The organism is Knoellia koreensis (assembly GCF_013041615.1).
Lineage (GTDB): Bacteria > Actinomycetota > Actinomycetes > Actinomycetales > Dermatophilaceae > Pedococcus > Pedococcus koreensis.
The window spans coordinates 1,317,525-1,333,723 of record NZ_JABEPQ010000001.1 but is presented as its reverse complement, the minus strand read 5'-3'; the positions used below and the strand labels follow the sequence as shown (position 1 = coordinate 1,333,723).

17 protein-coding genes and 2 tRNA genes are annotated in these 16,199 nt (G+C 69.9%); 15 read left to right on the top strand and 4 right to left on the bottom strand.

The window, feature by feature from the left end; genetic code table 11:
• The first annotated feature begins 48 nt into the window (after positions 1-48).
• The 5 genes from HJG52_RS06545 to HJG52_RS06525 all read left to right on the top strand — a co-directional run bounded on the left by HJG52_RS06545 (position 49) and on the right by HJG52_RS06525 (position 3,533).
• A complete protein-coding gene (locus tag HJG52_RS06545) occupies positions 49-825 on the top strand; it encodes a fumarylacetoacetate hydrolase family protein (RefSeq protein ID WP_171242657.1) in 777 nt (258 codons plus the stop codon).
• Positions 826-898: 73 nt separating this feature from the next.
• Positions 899-2,440, top strand: a complete 1,542-nt coding sequence (gltX, locus tag HJG52_RS06540; protein ID WP_171242656.1) for a glutamate--tRNA ligase — start codon at positions 899-901, stop codon at positions 2,438-2,440.
• Positions 2,441-2,446: 6 nt separating this feature from the next.
• The gene (locus HJG52_RS06535) at positions 2,447-3,205 is read left to right on the top strand and encodes an HAD-IA family hydrolase (protein WP_171242655.1); all 759 of its coding nucleotides are present in this window, start codon (positions 2,447-2,449) and stop codon (positions 3,203-3,205) included.
• A 59-nt stretch (positions 3,206-3,264) separates the two neighbouring features.
• Positions 3,265-3,339: transfer RNA gene (locus HJG52_RS06530), tRNA-Gln, on the top strand.
• A 118-nt stretch (positions 3,340-3,457) separates the two neighbouring features.
• A tRNA-Glu gene (locus HJG52_RS06525) sits at positions 3,458-3,533 on the top strand.
• A gap of 189 nt (positions 3,534-3,722) precedes the next feature.
• Here HJG52_RS06525 and HJG52_RS06520 read toward each other — a convergent pair.
• Positions 3,723-4,466: an IclR family transcriptional regulator gene (locus HJG52_RS06520; RefSeq protein WP_171242654.1), complete on the bottom strand. Its 744-nt coding sequence runs from the start codon at positions 4,464-4,466 to the stop codon at positions 3,723-3,725.
• A gap of 131 nt (positions 4,467-4,597) precedes the next feature.
• On the opposite strand from HJG52_RS06520, the gene leuC reads away from it, so the two are divergent.
• The 4 genes from leuC (at position 4,598) to murA (ending at position 9,125) form a co-directional block, all read left to right on the top strand.
• Positions 4,598-6,040 (top strand): 3-isopropylmalate dehydratase large subunit, encoded by a 1,443-nt coding sequence (gene leuC / locus HJG52_RS06515; RefSeq protein WP_171242653.1) that lies wholly within the window; start codon positions 4,598-4,600, stop codon positions 6,038-6,040.
• Entirely contained in the window at positions 6,040-6,633 is a 594-nt protein-coding gene (leuD, locus tag HJG52_RS06510) for a 3-isopropylmalate dehydratase small subunit (protein ID WP_171242652.1), read from the top strand. The genes leuC and leuD overlap by 1 nt, the downstream gene beginning before the upstream one ends.
• 448 nt (positions 6,634-7,081) lie before the next feature.
• Complete coding sequence (locus tag HJG52_RS06505; RefSeq protein ID WP_171242651.1) at positions 7,082-7,729, top strand: HU family DNA-binding protein; 648 nt, start codon at positions 7,082-7,084, stop codon at positions 7,727-7,729.
• 79 nt (positions 7,730-7,808) lie between these two features.
• Positions 7,809-9,125, top strand: a complete 1,317-nt coding sequence (gene murA, locus HJG52_RS06500) for a UDP-N-acetylglucosamine 1-carboxyvinyltransferase (protein WP_171242650.1) — start codon at positions 7,809-7,811, stop codon at positions 9,123-9,125.
• Positions 9,126-9,146: 21 nt separating this feature from the next.
• Here the strand turns inward: murA and HJG52_RS06495 are convergent, their stop codons facing one another.
• Together HJG52_RS06495 and HJG52_RS06490 are read right to left on the bottom strand one after the other, a co-directional pair.
• Positions 9,147-9,389: a hypothetical protein gene (locus HJG52_RS06495; RefSeq protein WP_171242649.1), complete on the bottom strand. Its 243-nt coding sequence runs from the start codon at positions 9,387-9,389 to the stop codon at positions 9,147-9,149.
• A gap of 10 nt (positions 9,390-9,399) precedes the next feature.
• Positions 9,400-10,089: a CofC family guanylyltransferase gene (locus tag HJG52_RS06490; protein ID WP_171242648.1), complete on the bottom strand. Its 690-nt coding sequence runs from the start codon at positions 10,087-10,089 to the stop codon at positions 9,400-9,402.
• A 98-nt stretch (positions 10,090-10,187) separates the two neighbouring features.
• Here HJG52_RS06490 and HJG52_RS06485 point away from each other — a divergent pair, with 98 nt between their 5' ends.
• On the top strand, positions 10,188-10,958 hold the full coding sequence (locus tag HJG52_RS06485; RefSeq protein ID WP_346767598.1) for a lysophospholipid acyltransferase family protein: 771 nt from the start codon (positions 10,188-10,190) through the stop codon (positions 10,956-10,958).
• Positions 10,955-11,953, top strand: coding sequence for an NAD(P)H-dependent glycerol-3-phosphate dehydrogenase (locus HJG52_RS06480; RefSeq protein ID WP_171242647.1), 999 nt, complete (start codon positions 10,955-10,957; stop codon positions 11,951-11,953). Before HJG52_RS06485 ends, HJG52_RS06480 begins: the two co-directional genes overlap by 4 nt.
• A gap of 151 nt (positions 11,954-12,104) precedes the next feature.
• Here the strand turns inward: HJG52_RS06480 and HJG52_RS06475 are convergent, their stop codons facing one another.
• A complete protein-coding gene (locus tag HJG52_RS06475) occupies positions 12,105-13,193 on the bottom strand; it encodes an aminotransferase class I/II-fold pyridoxal phosphate-dependent enzyme (RefSeq protein WP_171242646.1) in 1,089 nt (362 codons plus the stop codon).
• A gap of 69 nt (positions 13,194-13,262) precedes the next feature.
• On the opposite strand from HJG52_RS06475, the gene HJG52_RS06470 reads away from it, so the two are divergent.
• The 4 genes from HJG52_RS06470 to HJG52_RS06455 all read left to right on the top strand — a co-directional run bounded on the left by HJG52_RS06470 (position 13,263) and on the right by HJG52_RS06455 (position 16,179).
• Complete coding sequence (locus HJG52_RS06470; protein ID WP_171242645.1) at positions 13,263-14,411, top strand: D-alanine--D-alanine ligase family protein; 1,149 nt, start codon at positions 13,263-13,265, stop codon at positions 14,409-14,411.
• Positions 14,412-14,555: 144 nt separating this feature from the next.
• Positions 14,556-15,074, top strand: coding sequence for a GIY-YIG nuclease family protein (locus HJG52_RS06465; RefSeq protein WP_171242644.1), 519 nt, complete (start codon positions 14,556-14,558; stop codon positions 15,072-15,074).
• Between the two features lie 84 nt (positions 15,075-15,158).
• Positions 15,159-15,620 carry a MerR family transcriptional regulator gene (locus HJG52_RS06460; RefSeq protein WP_171242643.1) on the top strand — a complete coding sequence of 154 codons (462 nt, stop codon included), beginning with the start codon at positions 15,159-15,161 and terminating at the stop codon, positions 15,618-15,620.
• Between the two features lie 163 nt (positions 15,621-15,783).
• Positions 15,784-16,179: a (R)-mandelonitrile lyase gene (locus HJG52_RS06455; protein ID WP_171242642.1), complete on the top strand. Its 396-nt coding sequence runs from the start codon at positions 15,784-15,786 to the stop codon at positions 16,177-16,179.
• Positions 16,180-16,199 lie beyond the last annotated feature (20 nt).

The window sequence follows — 16,199 nt, the reverse complement described above, 5'->3', positions numbered from 1 at the left end:
CCTCTGGGGAGTTCTCAGGCACTCGACGTGGGTGGGTATGGTCGAGACGTGCGCATCGCGAGATACACGACAGGTGACGACCCGACGTTCGGTGTGGTCGAGGGCGACCCGGGGCAGGAGGTCATCGCCGAGATCCAGGGCGACCCGCTCTACCAACCCGTCGTCTTCACCGGCCAGCGCGTGCCGCTCGAGGACGCGCGCCTGCTCGCGCCGGTCATCCCGCGCAGCAAGGTGATCGGCATCGGTCGCAACTACGCCGACCACGCCAAGGAGATGGGCGGCGAGCCACCCACGAGCCCGATGATGTTTCTCATCCCCAACACCGCCGTCGTCGGCCCGGGCGATCCCGTCGTGATGCCGGCCGGTGCGCGCGAGATCTCCTACGAGGGCGAGCTCGCCGTCGTCATCGGCCGCATCTCCAAGGACGTCCCCAAGGAGCGCGTCCCCGAGGTCGTCTTCGGCTACACCTGCGCCAACGACGCGACTGCCCGTGACTGGCAGCGTGATGACGGGCAGTGGTCCAGGGCAAAGGGATTCGACACCTCGACGCCGCTCGGACCGTGGGTCAACACCGACCTCGACGTCAGCGACCTGCGCATCACCACCCGGCTCGAGGGCGAGACGGTGCAGGACGGCCGCACGTCGCAGATGATCTTCGACGTGCCGACCCTCGTGTCGTTCGTCAGCTCGGCGTTCACGCTGCTGCCGGGTGACGTCATCCTCACCGGCACCCCCGCGGGCGTCGGCCTCGTCGACCCCGGCCAGCGGGTCGAGGTCGAGATCGAGGGCATCGGGACCCTCACCAACACCTTCGTCCGACGCTGACGAGAGGTATGCCGCGTGGCCCGGCCACGCGGCATACCTCACCATCGCTCGGGGTCCCTAGAATCGGCGCATCATGAGCGAGCAGCCCGCCACCCCCGCGCCCACCTCCACGTCGCCGCGCCTGCGCGTCGCGCCGTCGCCGACCGGCGACCCGCACGTCGGCACGGCGTACATGTCGCTGTTCAACCTGGCGTTCGCGCGCCAGCAGGACGGCAAGTTCGTGCTGCGGATCGAGGACACCGACCGCACCCGGTTCCGCGAGGACAGCGAGCAGCAGGTCTTCGACACGCTGCACTGGCTCGGGCTCGACTGGGACGAGGGGCCGGACATCGGCGGGCCCTACGCGCCGTACCGGCAGAGCGAGCGGCTCGACACCTACCGCCCCTACGTCGAGCGGCTGCTGGCTGAGGGCAAGGCCTACCACTGCTGGTGCACGCCGGAGCGGCTGGCGCAGATGCGCGAGATCCAGCAGAAGACCAAGCAGCCCACCGGGTACGACCGGCTCTGCTACGGCAAGACGCGCGAGGAGCGGGCCGAGCTGCCCGGGTTCAGCGAGACGCCGGTCGTGCGGATGCTCATCCCCGACGACGTGGAGCTGACCTTCGAGGACCTCATCCGCGGGCGCGTGTCGGCGCCGCGACCCGACGACCAGGTGATCCTCAAGGCCGACGGGTTCCCGACCTACCACCTCGCCGTCGTCGTCGACGACCACGAGATGGGCATCACCCACGTCGTGCGCGGCGAGGAGTGGATCTCCAGCACCCCCAAGCACATCCTGCTCTACCAGTGGTTCGGGCTGGAGCCGCCGAAGTGGGCGCACATGCCGCTGCTGCGCAACACCGACAAGTCCAAGATCTCCAAGCGCAAGAACCCCGCGGCCCGGCTGACGTGGTTCCGCGAGCAGGGCTACCTGCCCGAGGCGCTCGTGAACTTCCTTGCGCTGCTTGCCTATCCGCCGGCCCAAGGCGCCGAGGGCGAGGATGTCGAGGTCTTCACGTTCGACGAGTTCAGCAAGGACTTCGACTGGCGCAAGGTCAACCCGGTCGGCCCGATCTTCGACCTCAAGAAGTTCGAGTGGCTCAATGGCGTCTACGTGCGCAAGCTGTCGGTCGACGAGCTCGCGTCGCGGCTGCTGCCCTACCTCGAGGCCGAGGGCGTGCTCTCCGGCAACTCCTCGCTCGGCGAACTGGCGCGGCTGCGCAAGGTCACTGAGCTCATCCAGACCCGCATGGCGCTGCTCACCGAGGCGGCGCCGCTGGTGCGCCCCTTCTTCGTCGGCGACGACGAGTTCGAGTACGCCGAGGACGCGCTGGGCCAGCTCAAGGAGGACGCGCCGGCGGTGCTCGACGCGGCCATCTCCGCCCTCGGTGACGTGAGCGACGAGCGGTCGGGTGTGCTCGGGTCGGAGTCGGCGTGGCAGGCCGCGGCGATCGAGGCCGCGCTGCGTTCGGCCATCGTGGAAGGCATGGGCATCAAGCCGAAGTTCGCGTTCGGCCCGTTGCGCACGGCGGTGTCGGGTGCGCGGGTCAGCCCGCCGCTGTTCGAGTCGATGGAGATCCTCGGCAAGACCGCGACGCTGAACCGCCTCCAGCGGCTGCGCGACCACCTCGGCTGAGCGCCCGTGGCAGACGTGGCGGCCGTCCTGCTCGACCTCGACGGCACGCTCATCACGACCGCCGACGCCATGCGGGTCGGCGGTCTTGCCGCGTTCCGGCAGACGTGGCCGGAGCTCGACCACGAGCGAGCGGCCGCCGCGGGGGAGCGCTTCCGGCGCGACCCGCAGGCGTGGTTCGGCCGGTATGCCGCGGGCGACGTCGACTTCGTGACCATGCGTCGCGAGCGGCTGGGCGAGGTCGTGCGCTGGCTGGGTCTGGAGTGGGACCCGGCGCGGTACGAGTCGTTCGAGGCGGCGTACGAGCCGGCGTTCACCGGGGCGTTGCGCGTCTTCGACGACGTGCTGCCGGGCGTCGAGCGGTGGCGGGCCGCGGGGCTGCCGGTCGGTATCCTCACCAACTCATCGCGCACCTACACGCGCGCCAAGCTCGAGGCGAGCGGCCTGGCGTCGGTGTTCGAGGTCGTTGTCACCACTGACGACCTCGGCATCGGCAAGCCTGATCCCCGGGTGTTCCGGCACGCCTGCGGTGAGCTGGGGAGCAGGCCCGAGCACACGGCATACGTCGGCGACGAGCTGGCCGCGGACGCCATGGGGAGCCGCGACGCGGGGCTCGTCTCGCACTGGCTGCTGCGCTCGGGGGAGGTGCCCGACGGAGCGCCCGTGCCCGACGACGTGAGGCTGGTGACATCGCTCGACGAGGTGCTGGCCGGTGCGGGCGAGCAGACCGGGGCAGCCGATTTGGGAACGCGCCGGGGCGACCGGTAGCATCGCTCCTCGGTTCACTCCGCTGAAGGCCTCCGGGCGCGCAGCGGGTGATACCCCCTTGGGGTATGGTGTAATTGGCAGCACGACTGATTCTGGTTCAGTTAGTCTAGGTTCGAGTCCTGGTACCCCAGCCATCGTCGGCTCCCGTGCGAAATGCTGTGCAGGAACCGCCGATTCGGAGAAACCCACCCACTGCCGGTATGGTTCACTCCGCTGCCCGGGCTTCGCGCGAGGACCAGGCAGACCAGCTAGGGCCCCGTTGTGTAGCGGCCTAGCACGCCGCCCTCTCAAGGCGGTAGCGCGGGTTCGAATCCCGTCGGGGCTACCACGCGAAAAGCGCCCCCGTCCGATCCGGACGGGGGCGCTTTGCCGTGCACGCGGCATACCCGGGTCGGTGCCCTCGCGAACTTTGGCCCAAAGTTTGCGAGCGCCCGGAAGGTTCCAAGCGCACGCGAACTTTGACCCAAAGTTCAAGGCGGGGGTATGCCGCGTGGCCGGCTCGGTGAGCCGGGTCGCCTCAGGCGTCGTTCTGCTGTTGCTGCTGCGCGTGGTGGCGGGCGAGCACCTCGGTGAGCTTGTTGGCGCCGGCGATCACGGTCGCGGCGTGCAGGCGACCGGGCTGGCGCGAGAGCCGCTCGATCGGGCCGGAGATGGAGACGGCGGCGACGACGCGACCGCTCGGGCCGCGCACCGGCGCCGACACCGACGCGACGCCGGCCTCGCGCTCGCCGACGCTCTGCGCCCAGCCGCGGCGGCGGACGCCGGAGAGCGTGGTCGCGGTGAACTTGGCGCCGTGCAGGCCGCGGTGGAGGCGGTCGGGCTCCTCCCAGGCGAGCAGCACCTGGGCGGCCGAGCCGGCGAGCATCGACAGGGTTGCGCCGACCGGGATCGAGTCGCGCAGCCCCACCGGGCGCTCGGCGGCCGACACGCAGATGCGGTGGTCGCCCTGGCGGCGGAAGAGCTGGGCGCTTTCGTTGGTGTGGTCGCGCAGCGCGCCGAGGACGGGGCCGGCGGCGGCCAGCAGGCGGTCCTCTCCGGCGGCCGCGGCGAGCTCGGCGAGACGCGGCCCGAGGACGAACCGGCCCTGGAGGTCGCGCGTCACGAGCCGGTGGTGCTCGAGCGCGACGGCCAGACGGTGTGCGGTGGGGCGGGCCAGTCCGGTCGCGGTGACCAGCTGGGCAAGGGTCGACGGCCCGGCCTCGAGGGCGCCGAGGACGATGGCTGCCTTGTCGAGAACGCCGACTCCACTGGTGTTGTCCATGCACTGATATTGACGTCTCATTGCCTGAGACGCAAATCCACGGGCGTGTCCCAGGTGCGAACCTCGACGAAGGCGCGCTGCCGCACCGGTTGCGGGGGCGCGACGCGACGGTTCGAAGGAGTGTGCAGACGGTGGCTGGAACGCTGGCCGAGAAGCTGTGGGAGTCCCACGTGGTCCATCGGGCGGAGGGCGAGCCCGACCTGCTCTACATCGACCTGCACCTCATCCACGAGGTGACCTCGCCGCAGGCCTTCGACGGGCTGCGGCTCGCGGGCCGGCCGGTGCGCCGTCCCGACCTCACCCTCGCGACCGAGGACCACAACGTCCCCACGACGCCCGGACCCATCACCGACATCGTCAGCAAGACCCAGGTCGAGACCCTGCGCAGGAACTGCGAGGAGTTCGGCGTCCGGCTCTACCCCATGGGTGACGCCGAGCAGGGCATCGTCCACGTCGTCGGCCCGCAGCTGGGCCTGACCCAGCCGGGCATGACCGTCGTCTGCGGCGACTCCCACACCTCGACCCACGGCGCGTTCGGGGCGCTGGCGTTCGGCATCGGCACGTCCGAGGTCGAGCACGTCCTCGCGACGCAGACCCTGCCGCTCAAGCCGTTCCGGACGATGGCGATCACCGTCGAGGGCGAGCTCCAGCCGGGCGTCACCGCCAAGGACATCGTGCTGGCGGTCATCGCCAAGATCGGCACCGGCGGCGGCCAGGGCTACGTCCTGGAGTACCGCGGCAGCGCCATCCGCGCACTCTCCATGGAGGCGCGGATGACCGTGTGCAACATGTCGATCGAGGCCGGCGCCCGCGCGGGGATGATCGCGCCGGACCAGACCACCTTCGACTACCTCCAGGGCCGCGACCACGCACCGCAGGGTGCCGACTGGGACGCCGCGGTCGCCGAGTGGTCGCAGCTGAAGAGCGACGACGACGCGGTCTTCGACGAGGAGGTCGTGCTCGACGCCACGACCCTCACGCCGTTCGTCACCTGGGGCACCAACCCCGGGCAGGGCCTGCCGCTCGGTGAGTCGGTGCCCGACCCGGAGACCCTCGGCGACGACAACGCCAAGGCCGCCGCCCAGCACGCGTTGGAGTACATGGGCCTCACGCCCGGCACTCCGCTGCGTGAGATCAAGGTCGACACCGTCTTCGTCGGCTCGTGCACCAACGGGCGCATCGAGGACCTGCGGGCGGCCGCCGAGGTCGTCAAGGGCCGCAAGGTCGCCGACGGCGTACGGATGCTCGTCGTGCCCGGCTCGGCTCGGGTGCGGCTCCAGGCCGAGCAGGAGGGGCTCGACCAGGTCTTCACGGCCGCCGGTGCGGAGTGGCGCCTGCCCGGCTGCTCGATGTGCCTCGGCATGAACCCCGACCAGCTCGCGCCGGGAGAGCGCAGCGCGTCGACGTCCAACCGCAACTTCGAGGGACGCCAGGGCAAGGGCGGGCGCACCCACCTCGTCAGCCCCCTCGTCGCCGCCGCCACCGCGTTGCGTGGCACGTTGTCGAGCCCAGCCGACCTCGACGCCGCCGACCAGTCCGACGAGCTCGTCGGCACGAGTGAGGGGAGCCGCTGATGCAGCAGTTCACGACGCACACCGGCATCGGTGTCCCGCTGCGCCGCAGCAACGTCGACACCGACCAGATCATCCCGGCCGTCTACCTCAAGCGGGTGACCCGCACCGGCTTCGAGGACGGCCTGTTCGCCGCGTGGCGCAAGGACGAGACGTTCGTCCTCAACAAGGACGAGTATGCCGCGGGGTCGGTCCTCGTGGCCGGGCCCGACTTCGGGACCGGTTCGTCGCGGGAGCACGCGGTCTGGGCGTTGATGGACTACGGCTTTCGGGTGGTCCTGTCGTCACGGTTCGCCGACATCTTCCGCGGCAACAGCGGCAAGCAGGGGCTGCTCACGGCCCAGCTCGCCCAGGACGACATCGAGCTGATCTGGAAGTACCTCGAGAACAACCCGGGCGCCTCGGTGACCGTCGACCTGGTGTCCCGCACCGTCACCGCGGGCGACATCGTCGCGTCGTTCGACGTCGACGACTACACCCGCTGGCGGCTGCTCGAGGGCCTCGACGACATCAGCCTCACGCTCCGCCACGAGGACGCCATCACGGAGTTCGAGGCCAAGCGGCCGGCCTACAAGCCCACCACGGTGCCTGCCTGACCCGGGTCGTCGGCCACCCGCCGAAAGCCCTTCCGAAAGCCCCCACCCGGCCCGCAACACGCCGAGTGGCGGGCAAATTCGGCGTGTTGCGGCAATCTTTCTGCCAGGAGCGCCGAGGGGGTCGTCCGCAAGGGCTGCCAAGCCCCTGACCTGCGGCTTTGTCTTCTGCATCAGTGGTCACACTTTGCGAAAACCACTGTGCCGCAACGGATTTCGTTGCCAATGCGGCGACCCGGCGCGTGAGGTGACTGGCGCGCAGGAGGTGCGCAGGCGGCATACCTGACCCGCCGGAGGCGCCTGAATCCGTTGCGACACAAGGGTTCGAGGCCCAGACATGGTGGACTCGCGTGCTCAACCGCCCTAACGTCGGTCCCAAGTCGGGCAGCGGCTCGACCTCCACCAGTCGGGCTAAGGGAGCCCGACGTCCCAACCCTCTGGAGGGGAAGACGTGAACAAGGCAGAACTGATCAAGGAGCTCGAGGCCCGCCTCGGCAGCCGCAAGGCCGCCAGCGACGCGCTCACCAACGTCGTCGACGTGATCATCCGCGAGGTCGCCAAGGGTGGCAGCGTCGCGATCACCGGCTTCGGCACCTTCGAGCAGGCGGCCCGCGCCGCGCGCACCGGCCGCAACCCGCGCACCGGCGCCACGGTGAAGATCAAGAAGACCACCGTGCCGAAGTTCCGCGCCGGCTCGGCCTTCAAGGAGGTCGTGAAGAACCCGCGCTCGCTGCCGAAGGCTGCTGTCGCCGGCGCCCGCGCTGCCGCGGGTACCGCCACCAAGTCGGCTGCCCCGGCCAAGAAGGCTGCGGCGAAGAAGACCACCACCGCGAAGAAGACCACGGCCAAGAAGGCGGCTCCCGCCAAGAAGGCCGCGGCGAAGAAGACCACCACGAAGAAGGCGGCACCCGCCAAGAAGGCTGCGGTCAAGAAGACCACGGCGGCGAAGAAGACGACCGCCAAGAAGGTCGCACCCGCGAAGAAGGCGGCGGTCAAGAAGACCACGGCGGCGAAGAAGACGACCGCCGCGAAGAAGACGACCGCCAAGAAGACCACGGCGAAGAAGACCGCGACGCGGCGCACGGCCAAGAAGGCCTGACCCACCCGCGAGCACCGCGCACGGAGGTCGGCACCCCTCGGGGTGTCGACCTCCGTCGTCGTTTGGGATGCTTCTCCCCATGGCCAACATCCTCACCGTCAACGGCGGTTCCCCCCTGGTGGGCGACATCGAGGTGCGCGGCGCCAAGAACCTCGTCTCCAAGGCGATGGTCGCCGCGCTGCTCGCCGAGGACCGCTGCCGCCTGCGCGGCGTCCCCGAGATCTCCGACGTCAAGATCGTCTCCGGCCTGCTCGAGCTGCACGGCGTCAAGATCGACTCGACCGACCGCGACGGCGAGCTGCTGCTCGACCCCACCAACGTCGAGCAGGCGCACGTCGCCGACATCGACGCCCACGCCGGCACCTCCCGGGTACCCGTGCTGCTGTGCGGGCCGCTACTGCACCGGCTGGGGGAGGCGTTCATCCCCGACCTCGGTGGCTGCCGCATCGGTGACCGCCCGATCAACTACCACCTCGACGTGCTGCGCGAGTTCGGCGCCGACGTCCAGAAGCGGCCCGAGGGCCTGCGGCTGACCGCGCCCAACGGCCTCAGCGGCACCCGGATCAAGCTGCCCTACCCCAGCGTCGGCGCCACGGAGCAGGTGCTGCTGACGGCGGTGCGGGCCAAGGGCGTCACCGAGCTGCGCAACGCCGCCGTCGAGCCCGAGATCCTCGACCTCATCGCGATCCTGCAGAAGATGGGCGCGATCATCTCGGTCGAGACCGACCGCGTCATCAAGATCGAGGGCGTCGACCGGCTGGGCGGCTACGACCACCTGGCGATCCCGGACCGCATCGAGGCCGGCTCGTGGGCCTGCGCGGCGCTCGCGACCAAGGGCGACATCTACGTCCGGGGCGCGCAGCAGCAGGCGATGATGCCGTTCCTCAACGTGTTCCGGAAGATCGGTGGCCAGTTCGACATCGACGACGAGGGCATCCGCTTCTGGCACACCGGCGACCAGCTGTCCTCGCTGGTGCTCGAGACCGACGTGCACCCCGGCTTCATGACCGACTGGCAGCAGCCGCTGGTCGTCGCGCTGACCCAGACCGGTGGCCTGTCGATCGTCCACGAGACGGTCTACGAGAACCGGCTCGGGTTCACCGAAGCCCTGGGGGAGATGGGTGCGGTCATCCAGCTCTACCGCGAGTGCCTCGGCGGGTCGCCGTGCCGGTTCGGGCGGGCGAACTTCCTGCACTCGGCCGTGATCTCGGGCCCCACGCCGCTGAAGGGCGCGGAGATCACCGTGCCCGACCTGCGGGGCGGGTTCAGCTACCTCATCGCGGCGCTCGCCGCCGAGGGGCAGTCGAAGGTGCACGGCATCGAGCTGATCTACCGCGGCTACGAGCGGTTCAGCGACAAGCTCGACGCGCTCGGCGCCGACTACGAGGTCGGCTGACGCGCTCAGGTTGCGGAGGGGTCAGCCGATGGTCTGGTCGTCGCCGATGCCGACGATCCAGAGCTTGGTGATGGTGCCGCGGGCGTCGTCGCCGGTTTCCGGGCCGGGATCGGCGAGGTCGATGCTGATCCGCTGACCGGGGCGGACGTGCCGCAGCGCGCTGGCCGCGAACACCTCGGCGCTGAACGGCACCTCACGCCCGTCGTCGAGCAGCACCGACCCGGCGCCGGTCTCGTCGTCGAAGGTGTGCACGCTCGCCTGCATGGCCGTCACCCTAGTGCGCGCGCCGGGCCAGGATCGCGGCCGTCGCCGGGCCCACCCCGAGGGCGAGGGCGTGCTCGAGGTCGCCGGAGTCGTCGACGTCGGTGCGCAGCCGGGGCAGGTCGAGGTCGAGCCGGGTGTGCCCCGCCGCCTCGTGCCGCGCAGCCGAGCCCTCGCCGAAGCGCGGCTCCAGCTGCCGGCCGTCGGTCGCCGTGAGCAGGACCGTGCCGGTGCCGTCGGCGTCGGGGACAAAGGCGAGGGGGTATGCCGCGGCGGCAGGGAGTGCCTCCGTCAGGTCTCCGGGTCGCAGCGCCGGCAGGTCACCCAGCAGGAACGCAACCGGCACCGGACTGCTTGCGTCTGCGTGAGTGGTGGCTATGGCAACCGTTGACGCAGACGCAAGCGGGGCGCCCGAGGCGAGGGCGGCATCGCGACCGGCTGCGACCGCAGCATTGAGCCCGCCGCCGGGGTCCGCGACGACCCGGGCGCCGAGTCCCGCGGCCAACGCCACCGCGTCGGGATGGGAGGTCACGACGAAGACCCGGCCACGCGGCATACCGGAGACGACTGCCGCAAGGCAGTCTGCAGCGAACGCCAACGCAAGTGCCGCGCGGTCCACGCCCTCGGGCGGCTGGAGGCGCGACTTGGCGCCGTTGCCGCCCTTGACGGGCACGACGAGGTGCCACGGCTGGTCGCTGGTCATCGCGTCCGATCGTCCCAGCCGTGGCGGGCCTGCTCGACACCGACCCCGGCGAACCGCGAGGATGCTCAGGCACCCGACCCGCTCGAGATGGAGACCACGTGGCATCCCCCGGCCGCCGAGACCTGCCGTTCGCCTATCGGGCTGTCGTCGCGATCCTGCGGCCGATCCTCATGGTGCTGACCAAGCGCGACTGGCACGGGGCCGAGAACCTGCCGAAGACGGGTGGGTTCGTGGCGACGCCGAACCACCTGTCGTACACCGACCCGATCGTTTTCGCGCACTTCATGGTCGACAACGGGCGGCCGCCGTTCTTCCTGGGCAAGGAGGGCGTGTTCCGGGTGCCGGTGCTGGGGGCGATCCTGCGGGGGGCGCAGCAGATCCCGGTCTACCGCAACACGGGGCAGGCGGCCGATGCGTTCCGCGCGGCGGTGGCGGCGGTGCAGGAGGGCAAGGCCGTCGGCGTCTACCCGGAGGGGACGCTGACGCGCGACCCGGACCTGTGGCCGATGGTGGGCAAGACCGGTGCGGCGCGGATCGCGCTGGCGACCAAGTGCCCGGTGATCCCCGTCGCGCAGTGGGGTCCGGAGAAGCTGCTGGCGCCGTACTCGAAGAAGGTCGGCTTCCTGCCGCGCAAGACGATGCAGGTGACGGCCGGACGGCCGGTCGACCTCAGCGACCTCTACGACCAGCCGGTCACGGCCGCGCTGCTGCGCGAGGCGACGGCGCGGATCATGGCCGCGCTCACCGCGCAGCTCGAGGAGATCCGTGGTGAGAAGGCGCCGGCCGAGCGGTTCGACCCGCGCAAGGCGGGGGTGTCGGAGACGGGGAACTTCCGCAAGCAGGCGCGTGGCCAGAAGGAGGCGTCGTGACGACCGCGGCGGTCTTCGGGACGGGCTCGTGGGGCACGGCGTATGCCGCGGTGCTGGCTGACGGGGGCACCGACGTTCGCATGTGGGGGCGTCGGCAGGAGGTCGTCGACCAGGTCAACGCCGGGTCGAACGAGGACTACCTGCCGGGTATCCCTCTGCCGCAAGGGATCTCGGCGACGACGGATCCTGCCGAGGCAGCGGCCGGTGCAGACATCGTGGTGCTGGCGGTGCCGTCGCAGACGCTGCGGGCGAACCTGACGGACTGGGGCTCGGTGATTCCGTCGTCGGCCGCGGTGGTGTCGCTCATGAAGGGCGTCGAACTCGGGACGACCAAGCGGATGAGCGAGGTCATCGCCGAGGTCGGGGGGGTGGCGCCGGAGCGGATCGTGGTGCTGTCGGGTCCGAACCTGGCCAAGGAGATCGCCCAGAAGCAGCCGGCGGCCAGTGTGGCTGCGTGCGTCGACGAGTCCGTGGCCGAGCTGGTGGCCAAGGCGTCGAACCCGCCGTACTTCCGGCCGTACACGAACACCGATGTGGTGGGCACGGAGCTGTCGGGGGCGGTCAAGAACGTCATCGCGCTCGCGGTCGGCATGGCCGAGGGGCTCGGGATGGGCGACAACTCCAAGGCGTCGATCATCACGCGCGGCCTGGCCGAGACGACCCGGCTCGGGATGGCGTTGGGGGCGGACCAGATGACATTTGCGGGGCTGGCGGGCGTCGGTGACTTGATCGCCACGTGCATGTCGCCGCTGTCGCGGAACCGGACCTTTGGCTTGAACCTGGGGCGCGGGATGTCGGTTGAGGAGGTCGTGGCGGTGACCAAGCAGACCGCCGAGGGTGTGAAGTCGTGCGAGTCGATCCTCCAGCTTGCCGAGGATCACGGGGTCAGGGTGCCGATCATCGAGCAGGTGGCCGCGGTCGTGCACGACGGACGTGCCCCCAAGGACGTCGTCGGCGCCCTCATGCTCCGCGAGCTCAAGAACGAGACCGACTGACCCGCGCGCCTCAGCTTTTCCGCGTCAAGCGGGAAATGCAGCTTCGCTCGGGCTACTGACCCGAGCGAACCTCAAGCTTCCCGTGTGAAGTCGCCAGACGCCGGGGTATGCCGCAGCGTCACCGGAGCGCGGACGTGCAGGAGCGCGCCGGTCAGGCCTGGCCCAGGGCTCGGTCGAGGTCGCGCCAGAGGTCGTCGACGTCCTCGATGCCGACGGAGAGGCGCAGCAGGTTGTCGGGGGTCGTCTCGGGCTCGAGCTCGTGCCGGCGGCGGCGTTCGATCTGGGACTCCACACCGCCGAGGCTGGTCGAGTGGCTCCACAGCCGCACCGCACCGGTGACCCGCTCGGCCGCGTCGGCGTCACCGGCCACCTCGATCGAGACCATCGCCCCGAACCCGGGGTATCGAAGCCGCGCCACCGCGGAGTGGCCGTCGAGACGCGAGGCGAGCTCCGCGGCATTCGCGCTGGCTCGTTCGAGCCGGATCGCCAAGGTGCGCAGGCCACGCAGGGCCAGCCATGTCTCGACCGGGCCGGCGATGGCGCCACCCAGAAGTCGTTGGTGCGCGAGGCGATCGCGGAGGGCCCGCCCGGCGTCGGTGGCCGCGGTGACGGTGGCGCCGAGGATGAGGTCGCTGTGGCCGCTGAGGTACTTCGTGACCGAGTGGACGACGACGCCGACGCCGAACTCGAGCGGTCGCTGGCCCAGGGGAGTGGCAAACGTGTTGTCGCACACCGAGATCACGCCGTGGGCGCGCGCAGCCGCGGCCAGGGCGGGCAGGTCGGCGACCTCGAGCAGCGGGTTACTCGGCGACTCGAGCCAGACGAGCGCGGCGCCGGGCAGGGCCGCGATGACGGCGTCGGTGTCGGTTAGGTCGACCCAGCGGACTTCGTGCGAACCGTCGGCTTTCGCGTCGAGCAGCCGGGCGACGGTGCCGTTGTATGCCGTCTTGCTGGCGACGATGGGCGTCCCGTGGGGTGCCAACGACAGGGCGGCGGTGACGGCGGCCATGCCGGAGGAGAAGACGAGCGCGTCGCCGCCCTCGAGTGAGCCGAGTGCCTCTTCAAACGCCAGCCACGTCGGGTTCCCGGCGCGGGCGTAACCCACGGCGCCGTCCGCGGCATACGTCGACGTCAGCTCGATGGAGGGGTTGACCGGGGCGCCCGGGTCGCGCGGCGGGCGGCCCAGGGCGACGACGCGGGTGGCGGGGGAGAGGTCCTCGGGGAGGTCGTGCGTGCTCACCGGGCCAGCGTAGGGGCGGGGCGTGCCGTGGCCGGGGTGAGGTCGCAGGTCGGGATACGCTCGGCGGCGATGACCACTGAGAACTCGCCCCAGCCCGTGCGCACCGACGGCAAGGTGCGCGTCGCCATCGTCTTCGGCGGCCGCTCGTCCGAGCACGCCGTGTCGTGCGCGACCGCGGCCGGGGTGATGCGCGCGATCGACCGCGACAAGTACGACGTGATCCCGATCGGCATCTCGCGCGACGGGCACTGGGTGCTGACCGACGGAGACCCGTCGCGGCTGGAGCTGACCTCGGGGCACACGCCGGAGGTCGGGGCGGACTCGGGAGCCGGCGTCGTCGTGCCGATGGCGACGACCGAGCGGACACTGACGACGCTGTCGCCGGGTTCGGTGCCGGACGTGATTGGTGAGGTCGACGTCGTCTTTCCGTTGCTACACGGGCCTTTTGGCGAGGACGGCACCATCCAGGGCATGCTCGAGCTCGCGGACATCCGCTACGTCGGATCGGGCGTGTTCGCGTCGGCGGCGGGGATGGACAAGCACTACATGAAGGTCCTGTTTGCGGGGGCGGGGCTCCCCGTCGGGCCGTATGCCGTGATCACCGATCGCGAGTGGCAGCGGGATCCAGCCGCGGCGATGGAGGCCGTGGGGGCGCTCAAGTACCCGGTGTTCGTCAAGCCGGCGCGGGCGGGGTCGAGCATGGGGATCACCAAGGTCGAAACGCCTGGGGGGCTCGAGGCGGCGATCGAGTTCGCCCGGCAGCACGACCGGAAGGTGATCGTCGAGCAGGGGATCGCCGGGCGCGAGATCGAGTGCGCGGTGCTGCAGGGACGCGGTGTCGACGGGCCGCGGGTGTCGCATGTCGGCGAGATCGCCGTGCAGGCGGGGAGCGGGCACGAGTTCTACGACTTCGAGGCGAAGTACCTGGACGACGGGGCAGTCTTGTCGTGCCCGGCGGAGGTGCCGCCGGCGGTCTCGGCGGAGGTGCAGCGTCTGGCGGGGGCGGCCTTTGAGTCGCTGGGGTGTGAGGGGCTGGCGCGGGTCGACTGCTTCTACACCGACACCGGTGACGTGATCATCAACGAGATCAACACGATGCCCGGGTTCACGCCGCGGTCGATGTACTCGATGATGTGGGAAGCCACCGGGCTGAGCTATCCCGACCTGATCGATGAGCTGATCCAGCTCGCCCTGACCCGCCCCGTGGGACTCCGTTAGCGGTTCGTCAGGCGGGTCACGACGGCCGCACCGATGAACGCATTTGTGAAGCGATTCGAGTTCCTGAGTTGTTACTGTGAACTAAGAGCCACCTGGTGGCTCTCATGCTTCATTACAGTAGGGGCCTCAAGGAGGGGAGCCACGATGCTGGTAGGTGCTTACGGGGTCTTCTGGGACGCCTCGCTGGTCGACTGGAACGCATACAGCTGGCGACTGCTCGGGCGGCAAGGCCTCAACGCTTCGACGATCCAGATCGCGGACTTCCGCAAGGCCAGGGGCGTATACGTTCTATACAGCGACACAGGCATCTACTACGTCGGACTTGCAACCGGTCTTGGGGGGATCGGAGGTCGACTAAAGGACCACCGGACCGATGAGCATGGGGGTCGCTGGTCACGCTTCTCCTGGTTCGCTTTCGACGGTCCTTCAGACACAGAGATGTACCCAGACGGCGTGCTTAAACACGACGAGTGGGCTGGGATCGAGGAGGCTTCCGACAAGTTGCTCATCCGCGAGATGGAAGCCCTGCTTCTCGCGGTGACCGCCCCACCGGGCAACGTCCAACGTACGAAGTTCCAGGAGGGCACGCCTTGGCTACAGGTGGCAGACCACCCACCAACCGTGCGCACCTTCTCAAGTCTGAAGTCCAAGTTAGAACGGTGAATTTGATACTCGTTCCGATTTCCGAGGGCGGGTTTGTTTCTAGGCTTTGACTTCAAGTACTTGAAGTTCTTAGCGTTGTTGCACATGAGCGCGAACACGACCTCGCGGGAGTACACGATCAAGGAGACGGCGGCCCTGACGGGGCTGCCGGCCAGCACACTGCGGTACTACGAGTCGATCGGGGTGATTGCCCCGATCGAACGCGGTGCGAGCAGCGGGCACCGCGTCTATGGCGAGGACGACATCGACCGGCTGATGTCGGTGGCGTGCCTGGCTGCGACAGGGATGTCGGTGAGCGACATGCGCAAGTACGTCGCGAACGTCCCGCTCGGCTGCTCCGCAGCGCAGGACCAGATCGAGTTGCTCACGGCACAGAAGGACCGACTGGCCAAGGAGGCCAAGCAAATCGCGCTGCGTCGGCGGTACGTCGCGCTCAAGATCGACTACTGGCACGCGGTTGAAGCCGGCGACGACGAGCGTGCCGAGCTGATCGGCGCCAGCGCGCTCGAGCTCGCCGACGAGATGAAGAAGATCGGCAAGGCGTAGGCGACAGGGTCCCACCCGAAGCACACCGTCGAGACGACTCGCGACCGCCGAGCGCCTCACGACACCAACCCCAGCCGCGCGCCGAACCGGCGCCCGACAGACCAAGCCAGGCACGCGGCATACCCACGTGTCTTGAAAACCCACCTCACGAAGGAGGCGCACCATGAAACTCACCCGCAGCGGTGGTCAGTCCGCGCCGGGACCGGCGGACTGGTTCACCGGCACGGTCTTCCTCGACAGCATCCGCAACCCCGACGAGCAGACGGCGATCGGCGCCGCGCACGTGCGGTTCACGCCCGGCGCGCGGACCGCGTGGCACAGCCACCCCAAGGGGCAGACGCTCTATGTCACCGACGGCATCGGACTCGTCGCGCGCCGCGGTGGTGAGGTGCAGGAGATCCGCCCCGGCGACGTCGTCTACATCGAGCCGGGGGAGGAGCACTGGCACGGTGCGGCGCCGGACCGGTTCATGGCGCACGTCGCCATGCAGGAGGCCGACGAAACCGGCCAGGTCGTGACGTGGCTCGACCACGTGACCGACGACGAGTACACCGCCTGACCCACTAGCCACCCAACCAA